Genomic DNA, 19,546 nt, shown 5'->3' on the forward strand with positions numbered 1-19,546 from the left:
GGTCAGCTCTCGACGCGCTTCTTGAGCCCGGTCAGGGCGCGATCGATGATGACCTTCTCCGCCTTGCGCTTGAGCATGCCCAACATCGGGATCTTGACGTCCACGGTCAGTTCGTAGGTGACGTCGGTGCCGCCGCTGATCGGGCGCAGCGCGTAGCGACCGTCGAGCGCCTTGAGCATCTGGCTGGTCACCAGGGTCCAGCGCACCTCGCGGTCGTCGTCCCACGTGTAGCCGAGCACGTGTTCGTCGCTGATCACGCCCGCGTCGAGCTTGAACCGCACGCGCACCGCGCGCCCGCTCGCCTCGTCGATCTCGAGGACCTCGGTCTCCTTGACCTCGCCGGTCCACTCGGGATAGCCCTCGAACCCCGCGATGACGGCCATGACCTCGGCCGGCGTGGCGTCGATCGTGATGGTCGAGCTGGTCCGTTCAGCCATCGTGAGGAGTCCTCCGGAAGCTCGCGTAGCCGTTGTGGCTGTCCCGGACAAACATCACCGGATGCTTGGGTACAGCCGATCCGCTCGAAGGCTATCGTGCCCGACCTGCGCGTACGTGGCACCGGCTCACCAGGTGAGGACGTACGGTTTCCCGGTGGCCTGGAAATGCCCCACGTTGACGCATTCGGTACGCCCGATCCGCATCCGCGCCCGCAGCGGCTGGTGCACGTGACCGAACAACACCAGGTCCGGTCCGGTCTCGTGGATGGCCCGCAGCACCGCCTCGCTGCCGCGTTCGAACCGGCGCGCGACCACGTCGTAGGTCAGGTCCGGGACCGCGGGCGGGATGTGGCAGCACAACACGTCGACCCGACCGACCGCGGCGACCTTGGCCGCGTACTCCTCGTCGGAGATCTCGTACGGCGTGTGCATCGGGGTGCGCAGCCCGCCGCCGACGAAGCCGAAGGTGCGACCGCCGATCTCGACCACCTGGCCGTCCAGCACGGTCACGCCCTCCCGCGCGTAGTCCGGCCACAGGTCGGGCACGTCGACGTTGCCGTAGGTCACGTACGTGGGCGTCGGGAAGGCCGCGAACAGCGCGGCGTACTGCCGGCGCACCGCCTCCTCGATCGCCGCGCGGGCCCCGCCCGGCACGCCCGCCCACAACGCCCCGGAGAACTCCCGGGCCTCGGTGAACCGGCGGGCGTTGCGCAGCGCGAGCAGCCTGCGGGTGTTCTCCACGCCGAACAGGTCGGTGAAGATGCCCCGGTCCAGATCGTGGTAGTCGAGGAAGAGCACCAGGTCGCCCAGGCACACCAGGGCGTCGGCGCCGTCGCCCGCGTGGGCGAGTGCCTCGGCAGCGCCGTGGACGTCGCTCACCACGTGGACCCGCATGCCGGTCACTGTACTGACGGGCCGGAACCGAAACCGACGGCGCGGCGGGGTTGCCTCCGTCACACCCGTCGTCGGCGATGAATCGATACTCTCGACATGCACGACCGAATCGGGACGGATGGGCACCGGGCGTCCGCACGGGATCCGAGTCGATCCGGGCGTGGGCTTGTCCGCGGCGTGAGACGGGGCACAGGATCATCGGGACCTCTGTCCCCCGGACCTACTTGCCAGTAACGTCTGCTCCCCGTCAACGAAACGGCAAGAGCCACCGACGAGCCGCACCGACGAGACCCACCGAAGAGACGGACCGGAGACGGACCGGCGAGACCCACCGGCGAGTACGACCCGCCGGCGACACAGACAACGGCAAACGGCAGCGCCGAACCCCGGCGCCGAGACCGCAACGAGGAGCATCAGTGCGCGAGTGCAGCGTCCCGGCCCTGGCCGAGGTTCCCGCCGAGGGAAACCTGACCGACCTCATCAAGCGCAATGCCGCGGAGGCACCGGATGCCGCGGCGCTCGCCCGCAAGGTGGGCGGACGCTGGACCGATGTGACCTCGACCCGGTTCCTGGCCGAGGTGTACGAGGTCGCCAAGGGCCTGATCGCGGCGGGCATCGAGCCCGGCGACCGGATCGGCCTGATGTCGCGCACACGCTACGAGTGGACGCTGATCGACTTCGCCATCTGGTGCGCGGGCGCGATCTCGGTCCCGATCTACGAGACCTCCTCGGCCGAACAACTCGAGTGGATCCTGTCCGACTCGGGCGCGCGTGCGGTGATCGTGGAGAACACGGCGCACGAGGGCGCGGTCGAGCGGGCGCGCGAGCGGCTGCCCGAGCTCAAGCACGTCTGGCGGATCGACGAGGGCGACGGCGAGGCCGCGGTGGCCGCGCTCACCGCCGGCGGGCGCGATGTGGCCGACGCCGTGGTCGAGGAGCGCAGCGCGACGCTGCGCGCCGACTCGGTCGCGACCATCATCTACACCTCCGGGACCACCGGGCGGCCCAAGGGCTGCATCCTCACCCACGGCAATTTCCAGGCCGAGCTGGGCAACGTGGTCGCGCTGCTCGAGCAACTGTTCATTCCGGAGAAGTCGAGCTGCCTGCTGTTCCTGCCGCTCGCGCACGTGCTCGGCCGGATCCTGGAGATCGGCTGCGTGATGGCACGCGTACGGGTCGGGCACTGTCCGGACGTCAAGGAGCTGACCACGGAACTGGCGTCCTTCCGGCCGACCTTCGTGCTCGCGGTGCCCCGCGTGTTCGAGAAGGTCTACAACGCGGCCTCGGCCAAGGCGCAGGCCGACGGCAAGGGCAAGATCTTCGACATGGCCGCCGAGACGGCGATCGCCTACAGCGAGGGCATGGACGCGGCGAGCATCAGCCTGGGCCTCAAGCTCAAGCACAAGGTGTTCGACAAGCTGGTCTACGGCAAGCTGCGCGCGGCGCTGGGCGGCCAGGCCACCCACGCGATCTCCGGCGGCGCACCCCTGGGCACCCGCCTCGGGCACTTCTTCCGCGGCATCGGCTTCACCGTCCTGGAGGGCTACGGCCTGACCGAGACGTGCGCGGCGCACACGGTCAACCCGGCCGTCGGGATCCGGATCGGCTCGGTCGGCCGGCCGGTGCCCGGTTCGGCGGTACGGATCGCCGAGGACGGCGAGATCCTGGCCAAGGGCCCGAACGTGTTCACCGGCTACTGGAAGAACGAGGCGGCCACCGCCGACGTGTTCGAGGGCGACTGGTTCCGCACCGGCGACATCGGCGTGCTCGACGACGACGGCTTCCTGACCGTGACCGGACGCAAGAAGGAGATCCTGGTCACCGCGGGCGGCAAGAACATCGCGCCGGCCGTGATCGAGGACCGGATCCGCGCGCACCCGCTGATCAGCGAGTGCATGGTGGTCGGCGACCGCCGGCCGTTCGTCGGCGCGCTGATCACCATCGACCCGGAGGCCTTCCCGACCTGGAAGGAGCAGCACGGCAAGCCCGCCGACGCGACGGTCGCCGACCTCGCCGAGGACCCGGACCTGCTGGCCGCCGTCCAGGACGCGATCGACGAGGGCAACAAGGCCGTCTCGCGGGCCGAGGGCGTGCGCAAGTTCCGCGTGCTGACCATCAACTTCACCGAGGAGAGCGGCCACGTGACGCCGTCCCTCAAGCTCAAGCGCAACCTCGTGCTGCGGGACTTCGAGCAGGACATCGAGAAGATCTACGAGGGCTGAGCCCCGAGCCCGCTCGACCTCGCCGACAGGCGCTCGCGACATCGAAGGCGGGCGGCCCGGGGAAATCCCGGGCCGCCCGCCTTCGGCGTGTCGCGGCTCAGCCCGCCCGGTCCGGGTCCAGCAGCCCGCGCAGCCGCCCCGACAGCAGGTCCCAGCGCCATTCCCGCTCGACCCAGCGCCGTCCCGCCGCGCCCATCCGGGCCGCCTCGGCCGGGTCGGCCAGCAGGCCCGCCACCTTGTCGGCGACCGCGGCGGGCGAGCGGCCGTTCACCACGTAACCGGTCTCGCCGTCCAGGACCGCGTCCGGCGCGCCGCCCGAGTCGCCCGCGACCACCGGCCGACCCACCGCGGACGCCTCCAGGTAGACGATGCCCAGGCCCTCGACGTCCAGCCCCCCGCGCCGGGTCCGGCACGGCATCGCGAACACGTCGCCGGCCTCGTGGTGCGCGGGCAGCTCGGCCCACGGGACCGCGCCGGTGAACACCACCGAGTCGCGCATCCCGACCTCGTCGACCATCGCCTCCAGCCGGTCCCGGTACGGCCCGGCGCCCACGATCAGCAGCGCGGCGTCCGGCACCCGGCGCCGGATCCGGGGCAGCGCCTGGATCAGTACGTCCTGGCCCTTGCGCGGGACCAGCCGCGACACGCACACCACCACGGGACGATCGCCCAGCCCGTGCCGGGCCCGCACCTCGGCCCCGCCGACGTCGGGGCGAAAGACCTTCTCGTCCACGCCGGGCGGCAGTTGCACCATCCGGGCGGCCGCCGCGGGGGTGAGCGCGGGCGCGATCTTTCCGCGCGTGTACTCGCCCAGGTAGGTGACCGTGTCCACCCCCTCGCCGATCCGCCGCAACAATTGCCGCGCGCCCGGGAGCACCGCCCAGCCGGCCTCGTGCCCGTGTGTGGTGGCCACCAGTCGCTCGACGCCGACCGCGCGCAGCCGGGGCGCCATCAGGCCCAGCGGCGCCGCCGCGCCGAACCACGCGGTGTCGCAGCCCTCGGCGCGGGCGATCTCGCGGGCCCGGCGGACCGCGCCGGGCGTGGGCACCAGCATCGGAGTGCGGTCGCGCACCACCGGGAAGGGCTGCTCAGCGTCGAACGCGGCCATCTCCGCCCGGTCCTTCCACGACGACGTGTAGACCACGACGCCGTCCGCCGGCAGCCGCAGGGCCATGGAGTGCACGAAGGACTGGATGCCGCCGGGGCGCGGCGGGAAGTCGTTGGTGACGATCAAGGTCTTCATCACGAACGAGGATCCCAGACGGGGAATCCTCGCCGCGGATCGCACGATCGGGGATCCCGGTCGCACGATCGGGGATCCCGGGCCGCACGATCGAGGCCGGCGGGCCCGCGCGATCGGAGGGCCTCGGATCGCACGATGAAGGGGTGGGGACGGCACGACCGAGAAACCGGGACGGCATGATCGGGGCGCCCGGACCGCGACGCGCGGACCCGGCCGCGTCGCCGATACGCCCGGATCGACCCGGGCGCCTCGATACGATCCGACGGTGAGCCCTCCGCAGTCGCACCGTGTCCGGAACGCGCTTCGGACCCCGTCGGGTGCCCCGTGGACGCTCGCGCTCGTCTGGGCGGTGACCCGAATCCCGCTGCTGCTGACCGCGATGGACGTGCTGCCCAACCCGTGGCCGTTCGTGACCGGCGACGCGCGGGCCATCTATCGCGAGTGGTTCCACGTGCTGCGCTCGGGGACCTTCCCGGTGGACGACGTGCGCTGGCAGTACCCGCCGGGCGCGGCGGGAGTGCTGCTGCTGCCCGGATTGTTGCCGTTCGACTACGCGACATCGGTCTACCTGCTGATGGTCGCCGCCGACGCGGTGGTGTTGTGGCTGCTGGCCCGGACGATCCCGCGCGGCGGCTCGCCGTACGGCGCGGCCCTGTGGGTGGTGGCGGTGCCGCTGCTGGGGCCGATAGTCCTGGCCCGCTACGACCTCGCGGTGACCGCGCCGACGGTGGCCGCGCTGCTGCTGATCGGCGGGCGGCGCACCGACCGCAACCGGCTCGCGGGCCTGCTCGCGGGCGTCGCGGCGGCGATAAAGGTATGGCCGGTGCTGATCTTCGTCGGACTGCGCGGGCGGGGCCGGACGGCCCGGGTGTACGGCTGGACCCTGCTCGGCGGCGCGGCCGTGGTGCTCGGTTTCGCCGTCGCGCTGCCCGGCGCCTTCGCGTTCCTGGGCTACCAGCGCGAACGCGGCATCGAGGTCGAGTCGGTGTTCGCGCTGCCCTTCCACGTCGCGGCCCGGCTCGGCTGGAGCGGCCGGGTCCAGGAGAGCTACGGCTCGCTGGAGTTCCACGGCCCGTACGTCTCGGCGGTCGGCCGGCTCAGCCTGGTCGCCACCGTGCTCGGCTTCGGCTGGTTGCTGCTGTGGCGGGTGCGGGCCCGCCGGTTCACCGACACGACGGCGTGCGACGCGGCGCTGTGCGCGGTGCTGATCTTCGTGGTGACCAGCCGGGTGATCAGCCCGCAGTACCTGGTGTGGCTGATCGGCCTGGCGGCGGTGTGCCTGGTGCGGCCGGACACCACGCAGCGTCCGGTAGCCGTCCTGCTGCTCTGCGCGATGCCGCTGACCGTGCTCGAATTCCCGATCTGGTTCGGCGAGTTGATCGGCTCCCAGCCGCACGCGGTGCTGGCCCTGGGGCTGCGCAACGCGCTGCTGGTGGCGGCGACGGTGGTGTCGGGACGGCGGTTGTGGCGGGCGGGTCGGGCCGTCGAGGACGCGGTCGTGGCCCGGGCCCCGGATCCGGCCGCGACGGTCGGTGCCGGTCGGCGGCCGGCGGAGAGCTCGGTCTAGGAAGGTTCGGCACGGGGGAGCCGCGGCCGTCCCGAAGCTCGTTTCCCGGCTCGACTCCCGGGCTCGATTCCGCTGATCGATTCCGTGCCTCGCGGGGGTGCGCGGGTTCGGTGACGGTCTGGTTGGGCTTGCGGTCTCGGATCGTTCGCGCGGGGTTCTGTTCGCGTTGGGGTGCGCGAGCGCGGACAATGCGTCGGATGGACCGAGACGAGCGGGTGACGGGCAAGGGCGCGGCCGGGGACGGTGCGGACGCGTGGGCGGACAACACGGACCGGGTGCCGCCGGCCGAGGCGGATGCCGGCTCCGCCGACGCAGGGGCGCACACGGAGCGTGACGGTGGCGAGCGGGTCGATCCCTGGGCGCGGCTCGGGGAGGAGGCCCGCAGGCTCGCCGAGTCGTTGAGCGGGGCCGACAAGGGGGACGACGCGCCCGCCGCGCGGTTGGCGGAGGAGGCGCGCAGGTTGGCCGAGACGCTCGTGGAGCAGGCCGGGGCGGTACGCGAGCAGGTGGTGCGCAGGCATCCCGAGGTCGCCGCGCACCTGGCCGCGGCCGGTTCCGAGCTGGCCTCCGCGTACCGGGCCTTCGTGGGTGACCGGGAGCGCCGGTGGGCCGCGCGGCCGGCGGAGAGCGAGCGGATTCGGCTCGACGACGAATAACCGGCCCCACGCGCCGGGCCGCGTCCCCGGCGCCGCGGGCCCCCGGTCGACCGCCCGTTTCCGGGTATCCCCACCATGACCTGCGGGCGTACGGGTGGGGTGGGCCCGGGGAAGGGACCAGTACGATCCGTTGCGGGCAATGCACGCGAACGAGCTTGGGACGACATGGGACTCACGATCGGTGTCGACATCGGTGGCACCAAAATCCTCGCGGGCGTGGTCGACGCCGACGGGGTGATCCTCGATCGGCTCAAGATCGCGACCCCCAAGGACGCCGATGGCACCGCGCGGGTGATCGCCGAGGCGGTCAACACCCTGCGCCGGAACCACGTCGTGGAGGCGGTCGGGCTCGGCGCGGCCGGATTCATCGGCGCGGACCGATCGACCGTACTGTTCTCGGCCAATGTCGGCGCGTGGGTCGGCGAGCCGCTGCGCGACCGGATGGAGGCGCTGATCGGCCTCCCGGTCGTGGTGGAGAACGACGCCAACGCCGCCGCGTGGGGCGAGGTGCGCTTCGGCGCGGCCGCGGGCCACACCAACGTGATGTGTGTGACCGTCGGTACCGGCATCGGCGGCGCGATCGTGTTCGGCGGCGAGTTGTACCGGGGCGGCGGCGGGATAGCGGGTGAGCCCGGACACATGCGGGTGGTCCCGAACGGCCTCGCCTGCCCGTGCGGCAACTACGGCTGCTGGGAGCAGTACGCCAGCGGCAGCGCGCTGACCCGCTACGCGCGCGACCGCGCGGCGGGCATCCCCGAGGCGGCGGAGAAGCTGCTCGCGCTCGGCAACGGCACGCCCGCCGGGATCCAGGGCCCGCACGTCACCCAGGCCGCGCTGCTCGGCGACCCGGTCGCGCTCGCCGCCTTCCGCGAACTCGGCACCTGGCTGGGTCAGGGCCTGGCCGATCTGTCCGCCGTGCTGGACCCCGCCGCGTTCGTCATCGGCGGCGGCGTCTCCGACGCGGGCGACCTGCTGCTGGTCCCGGCTCTGGAGACCTATCGCAGCGTGTTGCGCCGAGGGCACCGGTTGGGTGCCGAGGTCGTGGTGGCCACGCTGGGCAGCGACGCGGGACTGGTCGGCGCGGCGGACCTGGCCCGCCGCTGACCGGTGTCGCGGCGACGCGCGGTACCGGGACCGCGCCCGCGCGCGGACAATCGCCGCCCGACGAGCGGGCGGACGCATGGCTGGTCGATCGTGGTTCGGGCCGGGCGGTCCGAGCCGGGCAAGGGGGCTCCAGTGTCTGTCGGTACCGGTGAGATCCGGGTCATGTCGTACAACGTGCGCTCGTTGCGCGACGATCGCGAGGCCCTCGTGCGGATCGTCCGACACTGCGCGCCCGACCTGCTCTGCGTCCAGGAGGCGCCCCGGTTCCTGCGTTGGCGGCACGCCGTGGCCCGATTCGCGCGCGAGTGCGGCCTGGTGGTGATCACCGGCGGCGGCACCGCGTCCGGCCCGCTGCTGCTCGGCGGCCTGCGGGTGCGCGTACGCCGGGCGAACGACGTGCTGTTGCCGCGGACACCCGGACTGCATCAGCGTGGCATGGCCACCGCCGTGGTCGAGGTCGGCGGCGCCGAGTTCGCGGTGGCCAGTACACATCTGAGCCTGGACGCCGCCGAGCGGCTCGAACAGGCCGAACTGGTGCTTCGCCGACTGGCCGGCCTCGGCGTCGAACACCGGGTGCTGGCCGGGGACTTCAACGAGTCGGCCGGCCGGCCCGGGTGGGACCGGCTGGCCGAGGAGTTGCAGGACGGCTACGCGACCGCGCCCAGCGGCTCGGAGTTCACCTCGCCGCGCCGCGATCCCGGTCGCCGGTTGGACGGTGTGTTCGTGTCCAAGGGCATCGAGGTGCTCGGGTGCGGCGTCCCCGACGACGTCACGGACGCCGACTACACCGCGGCCTCCGACCACCGCCCGGTGCTGGCCGACCTGCGGGTGCCCATCGCCTGACGGCGGACGGGGCGGCGCGGGTGGGCCGGAGCCGGGCCGGGCCGCTCGGATCGCGCGGGCGGGTCAGGGCTGGAAGCTCGCCTTGAAGCCGGCCAGCAACTCCTGGGTGGCGGGGTCGTTCCAGACCGCGTCCGGGGTGTCCAGGTACAGCGAATAGCCGCGCCCGGACGGGACCGTGAAGCCGAGGTTGAGCACGTGGTGCTTGACGGTGCTGCCGTAGGTGAAGTGCCAGGCGGCGGCGCGGTAGTCGCGGTAGTCGGCCTTCTCGATGCTCAGCCGCTGGTAGTTCGGGAAATTGCCGCGGACGTCGGGTTCCAGGTTCTTCCAGTCCTCGACCGGGTCGGTCGGTGAACTGGCGACGGTGTCCACGTTGAGCTTGAGCGTGCGCTCCGCGTTGGCGAAGAACTCCTGCGAGCCCTCGGTCTTGACCTTGCTCCATCCCGGCGGCAGCCCGATCCGGTAGGCCGTGGTCGAGCCGGTGTACGAAGTCCAGCCCGCCGGCAGGCCGTTCGGCTCGACCGGCGGCTGCTGCTGTGGTGTGGTCTGCGGCGTGGTCCGTGCCGGCGTGCCGCTCGGGTCGCTTCGCTCGGGCTCGGTGCTCGGCGGCTGGGTGAGATTGGCCGCGGCCGGGGCGGACGCGGCGCCGCTCGGCGACGCCGGTGGGGAGGGAGTGGTCCGCGGACCGGCCGAGTCGGTGCTGCCGGCTTTCGCGTTGGGCTTCTTGTCGTCGGCCGGGACGATCAGGAAGAGGATCAGGCCCACCGCGACGCCGAAGACCACCAGGGCCGCGATCGCGGCGGGCAGCGGCAACCACGGGAACGCGCGCGCCGGGCGGTCCTCGCGGACCGGATCGGCGGGTTTCGCGGGTGGGGCGACGAGTGGCGATGCCATCTCCACCTCGCCCCGGGGTATTTCGTCCGAATCCGGGTCGGTGACGCGCGCCGCGGGCACCACCGCGGGTATCGACTCCGCCTTCGGGTCCGCCGCCGGCGCGGGCCGGGGCGGCGGCGGTGCGGGCGGCATCGGCAGCGCCCGGGTCGCCGCGTTCTCCTCCCGGATCTCGCGCAGCGCGTCGCGCAGCATCGCCTCGGCCTCCGCCGCGTCCGGCCGCTCCTGCGGCTCGCGGGCCAACAGCGCGCGCAACACCGGGTCGAGCGCGCCCGCGTGCTTGGCGGGCGCCGGGTCCTCGCTGACGATCGCGGTCAGCGTCGCGAGCGGCGTCGAGCGCTCGAACGGCGCCTTGCCCTCGACCGCCGCGTACAGCGTCGCGCCGAGCGACCACAGGTCCGAAGCCGCCGTCGGACTCAGGCCCTTGGCCCGCTCCGGCGGGATGTACGCCGGCGCGCCGAGCACCACGCCCGACTGGGTGACCGACGAGTCGCCCTCGACCACCGCGATGCCGAAGTCGCTGAGCACGGCCCGGTCGTCGAGCGTGATCAGCACGTTGCCGGGCTTGACGTCGCGGTGCAGGATCCCGGCCGCGTGCGCGGTGCGCAGCGCGTCGATCATGGTCAGTCCGATCTCGGCGACCCGGTCGGCGGCCATCGGGCCGTCGCCGCGGATCACCTCGGCCAGCGAGCGCGAGGGGACCAACTCCATGACGATCCACGGCCGATCGTCCTCCTCGACCACGTCGTAGACGCGCACCACCGAGGGATGGCTCAGCCGCGCGGCGGCCCGGGCCTCCCGCGCCGCACGCTCGCGCAGCCGGGCCCGGTCGGCCTCGTCCGCGCCGGGCTGCGGCAACATCTCCTTCACCGCGACCTCGCGCCCCAGGACCTCGTCCCGAGCTCGCCAGACCGCACCCATGCCGCCTCGCCCGAGTCGGTCGGCGAGCAGGTAGCGCCCGCCGATCAGGCGTCCCTCGTTATCCGCGTCCACGCAAGGAAGGTACCCGGACCGGGACCCCGAATGCGGGATGACGTCCCGTCAGAACCGGTCGCGAACAAGCCACATGAGGTCGAATCAGACCACGGCGCCGTCGTCCGGGTCGTCCTCGTCCCGATCTCGCCGCATCCGGGCCACCAACGCGACGAATCCGCCGGTGAACGCGGCGAACGCGGCGAACGAGGTCCACGGTCCGACCGCGCGGCCCAGCAGCACCGACACGAGCAGATACAGCGGACCGCCGACCAGCGCGATCCAGGCGATCTTGGTGGCCGCGTCGGTCTTGGGCAGCGGCGGAGGCGGAGGCGGCACGAAGTGCTCCTCCGGGTCCTCGTGCAACTCGTCGATCACCGGCGGCCCGGGCGGCGCGAGCGAGTAGTCGCGCGGTCCCGCGGCCGCGGGCAGCCCGACCCTGAACGATCCCTCGCCCGGCTCGTCCCGGTCCGACCGCTCGCCGCCCAGGTCCTCGGCCACCGGCCAGCGCGGGACCGGGTCGGCCACGTCGTTGTCGAAGGACGCGACGATCTGCGCCCACACCTCGTCGTCGCCCGGCCGTTCGGCGGGCGACTCGGGTTCGCCCCGGTCGGTGCGTCCGCCCCGCTCGGCGCCTTCCGCGCGCGGTGGATCCACCTGCGGGATGTCCGCCGGTCCGGTCGCCGCCTCCTTGGCCCGGGTCCGGGGCGAGGACGGCTCGGTCAGCGAGCGCAGGATCGCCCGGGCCCGCGACGTCGCCGTCGCGTCCACCCACAGGCGCTCGATCTCCTCGGGCTCCTCGTCCGGATCCCGGGGTTCCAACGTCGAGACGTACGCCGCGACCCCCGCGTCCCGCAGGGCGACCAGCATCACGTCCGCCGCCTCGGGATCGAGGTCGGTCAGGGGCTTGAAGGACTCCGCGTCGAGTCCGTTGCCACGTCCGCGCACCGTTCGTTCAGTCCCTCTCGGCCGTCTCCGGGGCTCGCGCGTCCGGCGCGAGCCGGCGTACGAACTCCAGGCTGGATGCGAAGATCCGTTCCGCGTCGTGATCGAGCGTCGCCACGTGATAACTGTCGTTGAGCAGGACGTCGGTGACGTCCGTGGAGGAGATCCTGGCCAACACCGTCTCGGAGTTGGCCGGCGAGACCACGTGGTCGTGCGGACTGTGCAGGAGCAGCACCGGCTGGGTGACCTGCGGCAGATCGGCGGAGACCACGCGCCAGAAGCGGGACAGCGAATAGGCCGCCTTGACCGGCGTGCGCGGGTAGGCGAGCTCGACCGAGCCCTCCTTGCGGATGTCCGACGCGATGCCCGGCGCCGACGATATGACGTGGCGCAGCACCGGCAGCAGCTTGATCTTCGGGTCGTCGGCCTGCACGGACGGGTTCACCAGCACGAGGCCGGCCACCTTGTCGCCGTGCTGCTGGGCCAGCCGCAGGGCCAGGCCGCCGCCCATCGACAGGCCCATCACGAACACCGTGTCGCAGCGCTCGCGCAGTCGGTCGAACGCGCGGTCCACGGTCGCGTACCAGTCCTGCCACGTGGTCAGGTTCATGTCCTGCCAGCGGGTGCCGTGACCGGGCAGCAGCGGCAGCGACACGCTCAGTCCGGCCGCGCCCAGGTGTTCCGCCCACGGTCGCAGCGACTGCGGCGTGCCGGTGAAGCCGTGGCAGAGCAGGACGCCCACGGGACCGCCGTCGTGGTGGTGGGGCTCGGCACCGGGCAGGATCGACACCAACGGGCTCCTTCGGGTGACGGGCTTGGCGGGACCAGCCGGCCGGGTGGACACCACGCAGTTGTGGCGACCGGTGGACGACGGCGATACAGGTTCCATAACGGGGTCGACAGGCGAGTGGTTCCGCCTCTTACTCCGTAACACCTGGACGCCTCGGAATCGTCCCACGGGGTGCGCGATGCGTACAGCGCCGCCGCACGGCCGGCACCCGGCCCGGGAGGCCGCCCGCGCGGCGATCCGCGGATCCACCGCGAGCGGTCCTCGGCGCGGCTTCGGGGCGGGGCGCGGCGATTCGCCCGACCCGGCCGTACACCGCTCCCGCCCCGGACCCATGCTCTAGGGTTCGTCCTGCTGCCGAGGAGGAGGTCAGGGTTGTTCTACCGGCTGATGAAGATGATCGTCGGCCCCGTGTTGAGGCTCTTCTTCCGCCCCTGGGTGGAGGGCGAGGAGCACATCCCGGACCGGGGCCCGGCGATTCTGGCGAGCAACCATCTCTCGTTCTCGGACTCGTTCTTCCTGCCCGTGGTGGTCCCGCGCCGGATCACCTTCCTGGCGAAGTCGGACTACTTCACCGGACGCGGGGTCAAGGGCAGGCTCACCGCCGCGTTCTTCAAGGGCGTGGGCCAACTCCCGGTGGACCGCAGCGGTGGCCGGGCCAGTGAGGCCGCGCTCGACGCGGGCCTGAAGGTGCTGCGCGGGGACCACCTGTTCGGCATCTACCCCGAGGGCACCCGTTCGCCGGACGGTCGGCTGTACCGGGGCAAGACCGGGATCGCCCGGCTCGCGCTGGAGTCGCACGCCCCGGTGATCCCGGTGGCGATGATCGACACCGAGAAGATCCAGCCGCCCGGCAAGATCGTGCCCAAGGTGATGCGGGTGGGCATCAGGGTCGGCGAGCCGCTGGACTTCTCCCGCTACGAGGGCATGGAGGACGACCGCTTCATCCTGCGCGCGATCACCGACGAGATCATGTACGCGCTGATGGAGCTGTCCGGCCAGGAGTACGTGGACATGTACGCGGCCGACGCCAAGAAGCGGATCGACGAGGCGCGCAAGCAGGCGGCCAAGGCGGTCGACAAGCCGGTGGCCGACAAGCCGGTGGACCCGACGGACGCCGCCGACCCGGACGCCGCGCCGACCCCGAACGACGACTCGGGCGGCTCCGGCCGACCCGCCGCCTGACCGGGCGGCACCCGGCACACCTGGGGGTTCACGTGGGGGTCGAGCAGTCGCTGTGGCGGGCGCTCACGGTCTTTCGCACGCTCGCCCTCGTCTACGCGATCGTGCGGTACGCCCAGGTCGCGGACGAGTATCGGCACCCGGTCGGCGGGTGGGCCGTGATGGCGCTGCTCGTGGTCTGGACGGCGGTGACCGCGTACGGCTTCCGCAGTCCCGCCTTCCGCGAGCCCCCGCTGCTGATCCTGGACCTGTGCGTGGCCGTCGGGTGCCTGGTCGCGACCCGGTGGCTGGACGATCCCGAGCGGGTCGCCCAGGGCACGATGACGCTGCCCACGGTGTGGGCCTCGGCACCGGTGCTGGCGTGCGCGATCAAGGGCGGTTGGCGGACCGGCTCGGCGGCGGCGCTGACGATAGGCGCCGCCGACATCTTCGAACGCAGCGCGCTCACCGCCGACAACCAGCACAACATCGTGCTGTTGCTGCTCGCGGGCGGCGCGGTCGGCTACGTCGTGGAGATCGCCCGGGTGAGCGAACAGGCGTTGACCCGCGCGCTGCAACTGGAGGCGGCCACACGCGAACGCGAGCGGCTGGCCCGGGACATCCACGACAGCGTGCTCCAGGTGCTCGCGCTGGTGCAACGGCGCGGGGCCGAGATCGGCGGGGACGCCGCGGGCCTGGGCAAGTTGGCCGGTGAGCAGGAGGTGGCGCTGCGGCAGTTGATCTCCGCGACGCCCGCCCGGGTCGAGTCGGCCGACCTGCCCGGATCCGGAGAGGACGGCGACCCGGCCCGGCAGGATCTGCGGGTGCTGCTGGGCGGCTTCGCCGGCGCGCGCGTGACGGTGTCCTCGCCGGGTACGCCGGTATTGCTGCCGACCCCGGCGGCGCGCGAGGTGGCCGCGGCGGTCGCGGCGGCGCTGGACAACGTGCGCCGGCACGCCGGCGAGCAGGCCAACGCGTGGATCCTGGTGGAGGACGAGCCGGACGAGATCGTGGTCAGCGTCCGGGACGACGGTTCGGGGATGGCTCCGGGCCGGTTGGAGGCGGCCCGGGCCCAGGGCCGGTTGGGCGTGGCCCAGTCGATCGAGGGCCGGGTGCGTGATCTCGGCGGCAGTGTGGTGTGGTCGTCGGTGACGGGAGAAGGCACCGAGCTGGAGTTCCGGGTGCCGAGGCAGGGGAGCGGATGAGCGAGACGAGTACACCCACACCGGAGGCCGAGTCGGCCCCGACGCCGCTGAAGGTCCTGGTCGTCGACGATCACCCGATGTGGCGCGAGGCGGTGGCCCGCGACCTCGCGGCGGCGGGCCACGACGTGGTCGCCACTGCCGGCGACGGTCCCGAGGCGGTCCGGCGGGCCCGGGCCACCTCGCCGAACGTGGTGATCCTGGACCTGCACCTGCCCAAACTGCCCGGCGTCGAGGTGGCGCGGGAACTGGTCCGGCACGACCCGTCGGTGCGGATCCTGGTGTTGTCCGCCAGCGGCGAGCAGGAGGACGTCCTGGAGGCGGTCAAGGCGGGCGCGACCGGATACCTGGTCAAGTCGGCGAGCCGCGAGGAACTGGTGGACGCGGTGGGCCGGACCGCGATCGGGGACCCGGTGTTCACCCCCGGGCTGGCCGGTCTGGTGCTCGGTGAGTTCCGTCGGATGGCCACCGACCCGCCGCGCAAGGACGCGACCGGCGGCCCGGCGGCGCCGCGGCTGACCGACCGCGAGACCGAGGTGCTGCGGATGGTCGCCAAGGGCCTGTCCTACAAGCAGATCGCCCAGCGCCTGTTCCTGTCCCACCGCACGGTGCAGAACCACGTACAAAACACCTTGAACAAGCTGCAGTTGCACAACCGGGTGGAACTCGTGCGCTACGCCATCGAGAAGGGCCTGGACGACTAGTCGTCGGTCCGGATCCCCATCGACATCCGGCGCTGCTCGATCCGATCAAGTCGGGTACCTCGAACGGGTGGTGGGAAGAGTCGAGGTGGCTTCTCGCACCGGTAGCGTGGGCCGCGAATCGTGCCGGACGGAAGAAATCGGAGATTTCGATGCGTGTCGGAGTACTGACCGGCGGCGGCGACTGCCCGGGCCTGAACGCGGTGATCCGGGCGGTCGTCCGCAAGGGCGTCCAGGACTACGGGTACGACTTCATCGGCTTTCGGGACGGCTGGCGCGGGCCGCTCGAGGGCGACACCATGGCGCTCGACATCAAGGCCGTACGCGGCATCCTGCCGCGCGGCGGGACCATCCTGGGCTCGTCCCGGACCAACCCGATCAAGGTCGACCGCGGCATCGAGCGGATCCGGGAGAACCTGGCCAAGCTCGAGGTGGACGCGCTCGTGGCGATCGGCGGCGAGGACACCCTCGGCGTCGCGACCCGCCTGCACGAGCACGACGTCAAGGTCGTCGGCGTGCCCAAGACCATCGACAACGACCTGAACGCGACCGACTACACGTTCGGCTTCGACACCGCGGTCAACATCGCCACCGAGGCGATCGACCGCCTGCACACCACCGCCGAGTCGCACCGCCGGGTGCTGATCGTCGAGGTGATGGGCCGGCACGCGGGCTGGATCGCGATCCACTCCGGGATGGCCGGCGGCGCGAACGTGATCCTGATCCCGGAGCAGAACTTCGACGTCGAAGAGGTCTGCGCCTGGGTGGACAGCCGTTTCCGCACCAACTACGCGCCGATCATCGTGGTCGCCGAGGGCGCCATCCCGCTGGCCGGTCAGATGGTCACCAAGGACCAGACGCTGGACGCGTTCGGCCACGTCAAGCTGTCCGGCATCGGCGACTGGCTGGCCTCGGAGATCGAGAAGCGCACCGGCCACGAGGCGCGCACCACGGTGCTCGGCCACGTGCAGCGCGGCGGCACTCCCACCGCGTTCGACCGGTGGTTGGCCACCCGGTTCGGCTTCCACGCGATCGACGCGGTGCACGCGGGCGACTGGGGCAAGATGGTCGCGCTGCGCGGGACGGACGTGGTGACCGTGCCGCTGGAGGCGGCGACCCGCGAGCTCAAGACCGTGCCGCCGGCCCTGTACGAGGAGGCCAAGGTGTTGTTCGGCTGATCCCTCGCCGAACCCCCGCGCGTTCTCCGCGGATCCGCCGCCGCACCGCCGCGTGCCACCGCCCGCCCGTCGCCCGCCCGTCGCGCGGGCGTCGCGACGGGCGGGTTTTCGGTCAGGCGCCGGGATCGGGCTCGATTCCGGCGCCCTGCCGGCGGTTCCTGCGGGCGAAGTACACGATCGTCGCCCCGACGCCGGCCAGGACGACCCAGATCGCGACGGTGGCGAGGGTGGACGAGTCGTTCTCGTCCTCCTCGCGCTGCCCGGCCGCCGAGTCCGGTGCGGTCGGCGGCAGTTCCGGGCGCAGCTTGGGCGGGTGCGGCGGCACTCCGGCGTTGGGTACGTGGAACACCCGGAAGTCGCTGCGCGAGGCGAGCGCGCGGTCGGTTCCCTCCGGGGCGCCGCCGCCGACCAGCACCGCGAGGTCGCCGCCCGCCACCGGCGAGCCGGTCGGGATCGACACGCGCACCGTGATCGCGGTGAGCTCGCCCGGCGGCAGCGGCCGGCGGCCGTCCCACGGCTTGGGCGTCAACTCGCCGACCAGGTGCGCGTCGCGTCCGTTGGCGGGGTCGGTGAGCACCGCGAGCGGCACCGGGAACCAGCTCCGGTCGCGGTCGTCGTACGCCTCGACCACCAACTGCTGCGGGGTGATCGGGGACTGCCCGCTGGTGAACACCAGTTCCGGACGCACCGCGGGGATGATCCGGTCGGTGTCGTTGCCGAAGGTGACTCGGAACTCGGCGGCGCCGGCGCCCGCGCGCAGCCAGCCGGGCACGCCCACCAGGTCGAACGTCGGCCCGTCGGAGCGCCGCGCGGTCGGCACCACCTTGGCGGTGCCGCCGAGGTGCTCCGTGCCCGCGTCCGGCACCGACGGGGCGCGGGTCCCACCGGGATCCGGCGGACGCGTGGGCATGGCCCCGTCCGGTCCCAGCAGCGCGGTGTCGGCGATGTAGCCGCTCACGAAGCGCGGCTCGTCGCCGGCGCCCGGGGACACGGGTCGGCCGCCCACCAGCACCTGCACGAACTGCGCGGGCACGTTCGCGGCGATGGTGAAGCGCACCCGGAACTCGACCGAGGCGCCGGGCGCCAGGCGACCGGAGGTCGCGTCGATCGCGCCCGGACCCGGGAAGGGCAGTCGTGCGCCGCCCCGCGGGTCCAGTGGGGTCGGGGTCCAGCCCGCGTGCACGGGATCCGGTATCTCCAGGCGCACCTGCTCGGGGGCCAGGTGCCCGGTGGCGCCGGTGATCTCCACCCGCGGTTCCAGCAGCAGCGGGACCTCGCCGGTGTTGCGCGCGCTCGCGGTGAGTTCGACGGGAGTCGCGGGTCGGATCCGGTCCGGCATCCCGCGCACCTCGACCACCTGCCCGATCGGCGGTTCCGCCACGGGCGTGGGGTCGGGGACCGGCGCCGCGTGCCCGGTCGGCGACCCGAGAAGCACGAGGAGGGCCGTCGAGGCGAGACAGCGGCGCAGGCGCATGCGGGGTACCCGTCGTAGGAAGGAGCTTGCTCGACCGTAGGTTCGAACGGCCGGAGCCTACCGGGCGGTACGGGCCGGGCCACACCGATATAGCGATGCCGGCCGGCCATCGGTTCCCGGCATCGGGGCCGCGGCTCGGGAGCCGTGTGGATCGCGGTTGCGGCGCGGCCGGCTCACCGGTTCGCGGGGCCGGTCGTCGCGCCGGGCTCGGGCGTGCGTGCGCGCGTTGGAGTTCGGGGGATCCGAGTCACTCCGCCGTCCGGTGGGCGGGGGATCGCGCCGTGCGCGGTGGGCACGCGCGCAGGTGGGTGCGGGCCGCGCGGGCCTCGGCCAGCGCGGTCAACCGGGCGTTCCACGGGGCCGCGTGGGCGGCGCCGATCCCGCGCGAGCACTGGTTGGTGGCGGCGAACACGAAGGTCTCCATCGCCTCCCGGGAGACCGTGCGCCAGCAGGCGAACCGATCCGCCCAGGAGGCCGCCTGTTCGGCGGTGTGTCCCTCGTCCATCAGCCGGCTGGCCACCAAGGTGACCTCGATCCAGGCGGGGCCCCGGGCGGGCTGAGCCCAGTCGACCAGGTAGGCCCGGGGGCCGCGATCGTTGATCAGCACGTTGTGCGGGTGCAGATCGGTGTGCAACAGGCTCTCGCCGCGCAGGAGTTCGAGCTGACGACTGGTGAGCAGCGGACGCCAGCGCTCCTCGATCCGCGGCAGCGGCAGATCGCGGACGGCGACCCGGCCGAGTCGGCGCAACGCGTCCGCGACCAGCGGCAGATCCGCCGTGCCCGGTGCGAAGTCGGCGTGTCGGCCGACGATGTGGTCGAAGCCCAGGAGCACCCAGTCGTCGAGCCGGACCTCCCAGCGCAACCTCGGCGACACGGCGCCCACGTGCGGCGCGATCCGGGCCTCGACGCGCTGTTGCGACACCGCGGGGTGATCGCGCGGGACGCCCTTGACGAAGTAGCGGGAGTGTTCGGTGGTCACGGTCGCGGCGAACTCGCAGTTGAATCCGGCCCACACGGTGGCGACGGCCAGCACGCGTCCCGCACACCGTTCGACCGCGGCGCGCGCGTCCGTGGGCAGTTCGTCCCACAAAGTACGCGGCGCCGTATGGAAGTTCGGCGGCGGAAGCGGCGGATCAGCCATCGGCTTCCGGTGGGGACGGTGGCAGCGGGCGCGGCCCGCCGAAGGTCACTCCGCATTTGCGGCAACGTTTGCGACCGCTCCAGTCGACGGGGTCGTGCGGCGGACAATCGGAGCCCACGGGAACCCCCTCC

Annotated in this window: 17 protein-coding genes; 9 read left to right on the top strand and 8 right to left on the bottom strand. The window is 72.7% G+C overall.

The window, feature by feature from the left end:
* Positions 1–2 precede the first annotated feature (2 nt).
* Positions 3–437, bottom strand: a complete 435-nt coding sequence (locus ACWCPW_RS25785) for an SRPBCC family protein (RefSeq protein WP_449763965.1) — start codon at positions 435–437, stop codon at positions 3–5.
* 126 nt (positions 438–563) lie between these two features.
* Complete coding sequence (locus ACWCPW_RS25790; protein WP_395862334.1) at positions 564–1,331, bottom strand: metallophosphoesterase family protein; 768 nt, start codon at positions 1,329–1,331, stop codon at positions 564–566.
* Positions 1,332–1,747: 416 nt separating this feature from the next.
* On the opposite strand from ACWCPW_RS25790, the gene ACWCPW_RS25795 reads away from it, so the two are divergent.
* Positions 1,748–3,553: an AMP-dependent synthetase/ligase gene (locus ACWCPW_RS25795; RefSeq protein ID WP_449763966.1), complete on the top strand. Its 1,806-nt coding sequence runs from the start codon at positions 1,748–1,750 to the stop codon at positions 3,551–3,553.
* A 97-nt stretch (positions 3,554–3,650) separates the two neighbouring features.
* On the opposite strand, the gene ACWCPW_RS25800 is transcribed toward ACWCPW_RS25795, so the two are convergent.
* Positions 3,651–4,799, bottom strand: coding sequence for a glycosyltransferase family 4 protein (locus ACWCPW_RS25800; protein ID WP_449763967.1), 1,149 nt, complete (start codon positions 4,797–4,799; stop codon positions 3,651–3,653).
* Positions 4,800–5,061: 262 nt separating this feature from the next.
* On the opposite strand from ACWCPW_RS25800, the gene ACWCPW_RS25805 reads away from it, so the two are divergent.
* From ACWCPW_RS25805 to ACWCPW_RS25820, 4 genes are all read left to right on the top strand, one after another.
* A complete protein-coding gene (locus ACWCPW_RS25805) occupies positions 5,062–6,363 on the top strand; it encodes a glycosyltransferase 87 family protein (protein WP_449763968.1) in 1,302 nt (433 codons plus the stop codon).
* Between the two features lie 197 nt (positions 6,364–6,560).
* Entirely contained in the window at positions 6,561–7,019 is a 459-nt protein-coding gene (locus ACWCPW_RS25810; protein WP_449763969.1) for a DUF5304 family protein, read from the top strand.
* 165 nt (positions 7,020–7,184) lie between these two features.
* Positions 7,185–8,123, top strand: coding sequence for an ROK family glucokinase (locus tag ACWCPW_RS25815; protein WP_449763970.1), 939 nt, complete (start codon positions 7,185–7,187; stop codon positions 8,121–8,123).
* Between the two features lie 132 nt (positions 8,124–8,255).
* Positions 8,256–8,966 (top strand): endonuclease/exonuclease/phosphatase family protein, encoded by a 711-nt coding sequence (locus ACWCPW_RS25820; RefSeq protein WP_449763971.1) that lies wholly within the window; start codon positions 8,256–8,258, stop codon positions 8,964–8,966.
* 63 nt (positions 8,967–9,029) lie between these two features.
* Here the strand turns inward: ACWCPW_RS25820 and ACWCPW_RS25825 are convergent, their stop codons facing one another.
* From ACWCPW_RS25825 to ACWCPW_RS25835, 3 genes are all read right to left on the bottom strand, one after another.
* Positions 9,030–10,847 (bottom strand): serine/threonine-protein kinase, encoded by a 1,818-nt coding sequence (locus ACWCPW_RS25825; protein ID WP_449763972.1) that lies wholly within the window; start codon positions 10,845–10,847, stop codon positions 9,030–9,032.
* Between the two features lie 84 nt (positions 10,848–10,931).
* On the bottom strand, positions 10,932–11,774 hold the full coding sequence (locus tag ACWCPW_RS25830; RefSeq protein ID WP_449763973.1) for a hypothetical protein: 843 nt from the start codon (positions 11,772–11,774) through the stop codon (positions 10,932–10,934).
* Between the two features lie 7 nt (positions 11,775–11,781).
* On the bottom strand, positions 11,782–12,561 hold the full coding sequence (locus ACWCPW_RS25835; RefSeq protein WP_449763974.1) for an alpha/beta hydrolase: 780 nt from the start codon (positions 12,559–12,561) through the stop codon (positions 11,782–11,784).
* Between the two features lie 372 nt (positions 12,562–12,933).
* Here ACWCPW_RS25835 and ACWCPW_RS25840 point away from each other — a divergent pair, with 372 nt between their 5' ends.
* The 4 genes from ACWCPW_RS25840 to ACWCPW_RS25855 all read left to right on the top strand — a co-directional run bounded on the left by ACWCPW_RS25840 (position 12,934) and on the right by ACWCPW_RS25855 (position 16,800).
* Positions 12,934–13,743, top strand: a complete 810-nt coding sequence (locus ACWCPW_RS25840) for a lysophospholipid acyltransferase family protein (RefSeq protein ID WP_449763975.1) — start codon at positions 12,934–12,936, stop codon at positions 13,741–13,743.
* 32 nt (positions 13,744–13,775) lie between these two features.
* A complete protein-coding gene (gene macS / locus ACWCPW_RS25845; protein WP_449763976.1) occupies positions 13,776–14,924 on the top strand; it encodes a MacS family sensor histidine kinase in 1,149 nt (382 codons plus the stop codon).
* On the top strand, positions 14,921–15,625 hold the full coding sequence (locus ACWCPW_RS25850; protein WP_449763977.1) for a response regulator transcription factor: 705 nt from the start codon (positions 14,921–14,923) through the stop codon (positions 15,623–15,625). The genes macS and ACWCPW_RS25850 overlap by 4 nt, the downstream gene beginning before the upstream one ends.
* 149 nt (positions 15,626–15,774) lie before the next feature.
* Positions 15,775–16,800: a 6-phosphofructokinase gene (locus tag ACWCPW_RS25855; protein ID WP_449763978.1), complete on the top strand. Its 1,026-nt coding sequence runs from the start codon at positions 15,775–15,777 to the stop codon at positions 16,798–16,800.
* A gap of 112 nt (positions 16,801–16,912) precedes the next feature.
* Here ACWCPW_RS25855 and ACWCPW_RS25860 read toward each other — a convergent pair whose 3' ends face one another.
* Together ACWCPW_RS25860 and ACWCPW_RS25865 are read right to left on the bottom strand one after the other, a co-directional pair.
* Positions 16,913–18,181: a hypothetical protein gene (locus ACWCPW_RS25860; RefSeq protein WP_449763979.1), complete on the bottom strand. Its 1,269-nt coding sequence runs from the start codon at positions 18,179–18,181 to the stop codon at positions 16,913–16,915.
* Between the two features lie 340 nt (positions 18,182–18,521).
* Complete coding sequence (locus ACWCPW_RS25865) at positions 18,522–19,415, bottom strand: phosphotransferase (protein WP_449763980.1); 894 nt, start codon at positions 19,413–19,415, stop codon at positions 18,522–18,524.
* Between the last annotated feature and the right edge of the window lie 131 nt (positions 19,416–19,546).

The organism is Embleya sp. NPDC001921, from assembly GCF_053594475.1.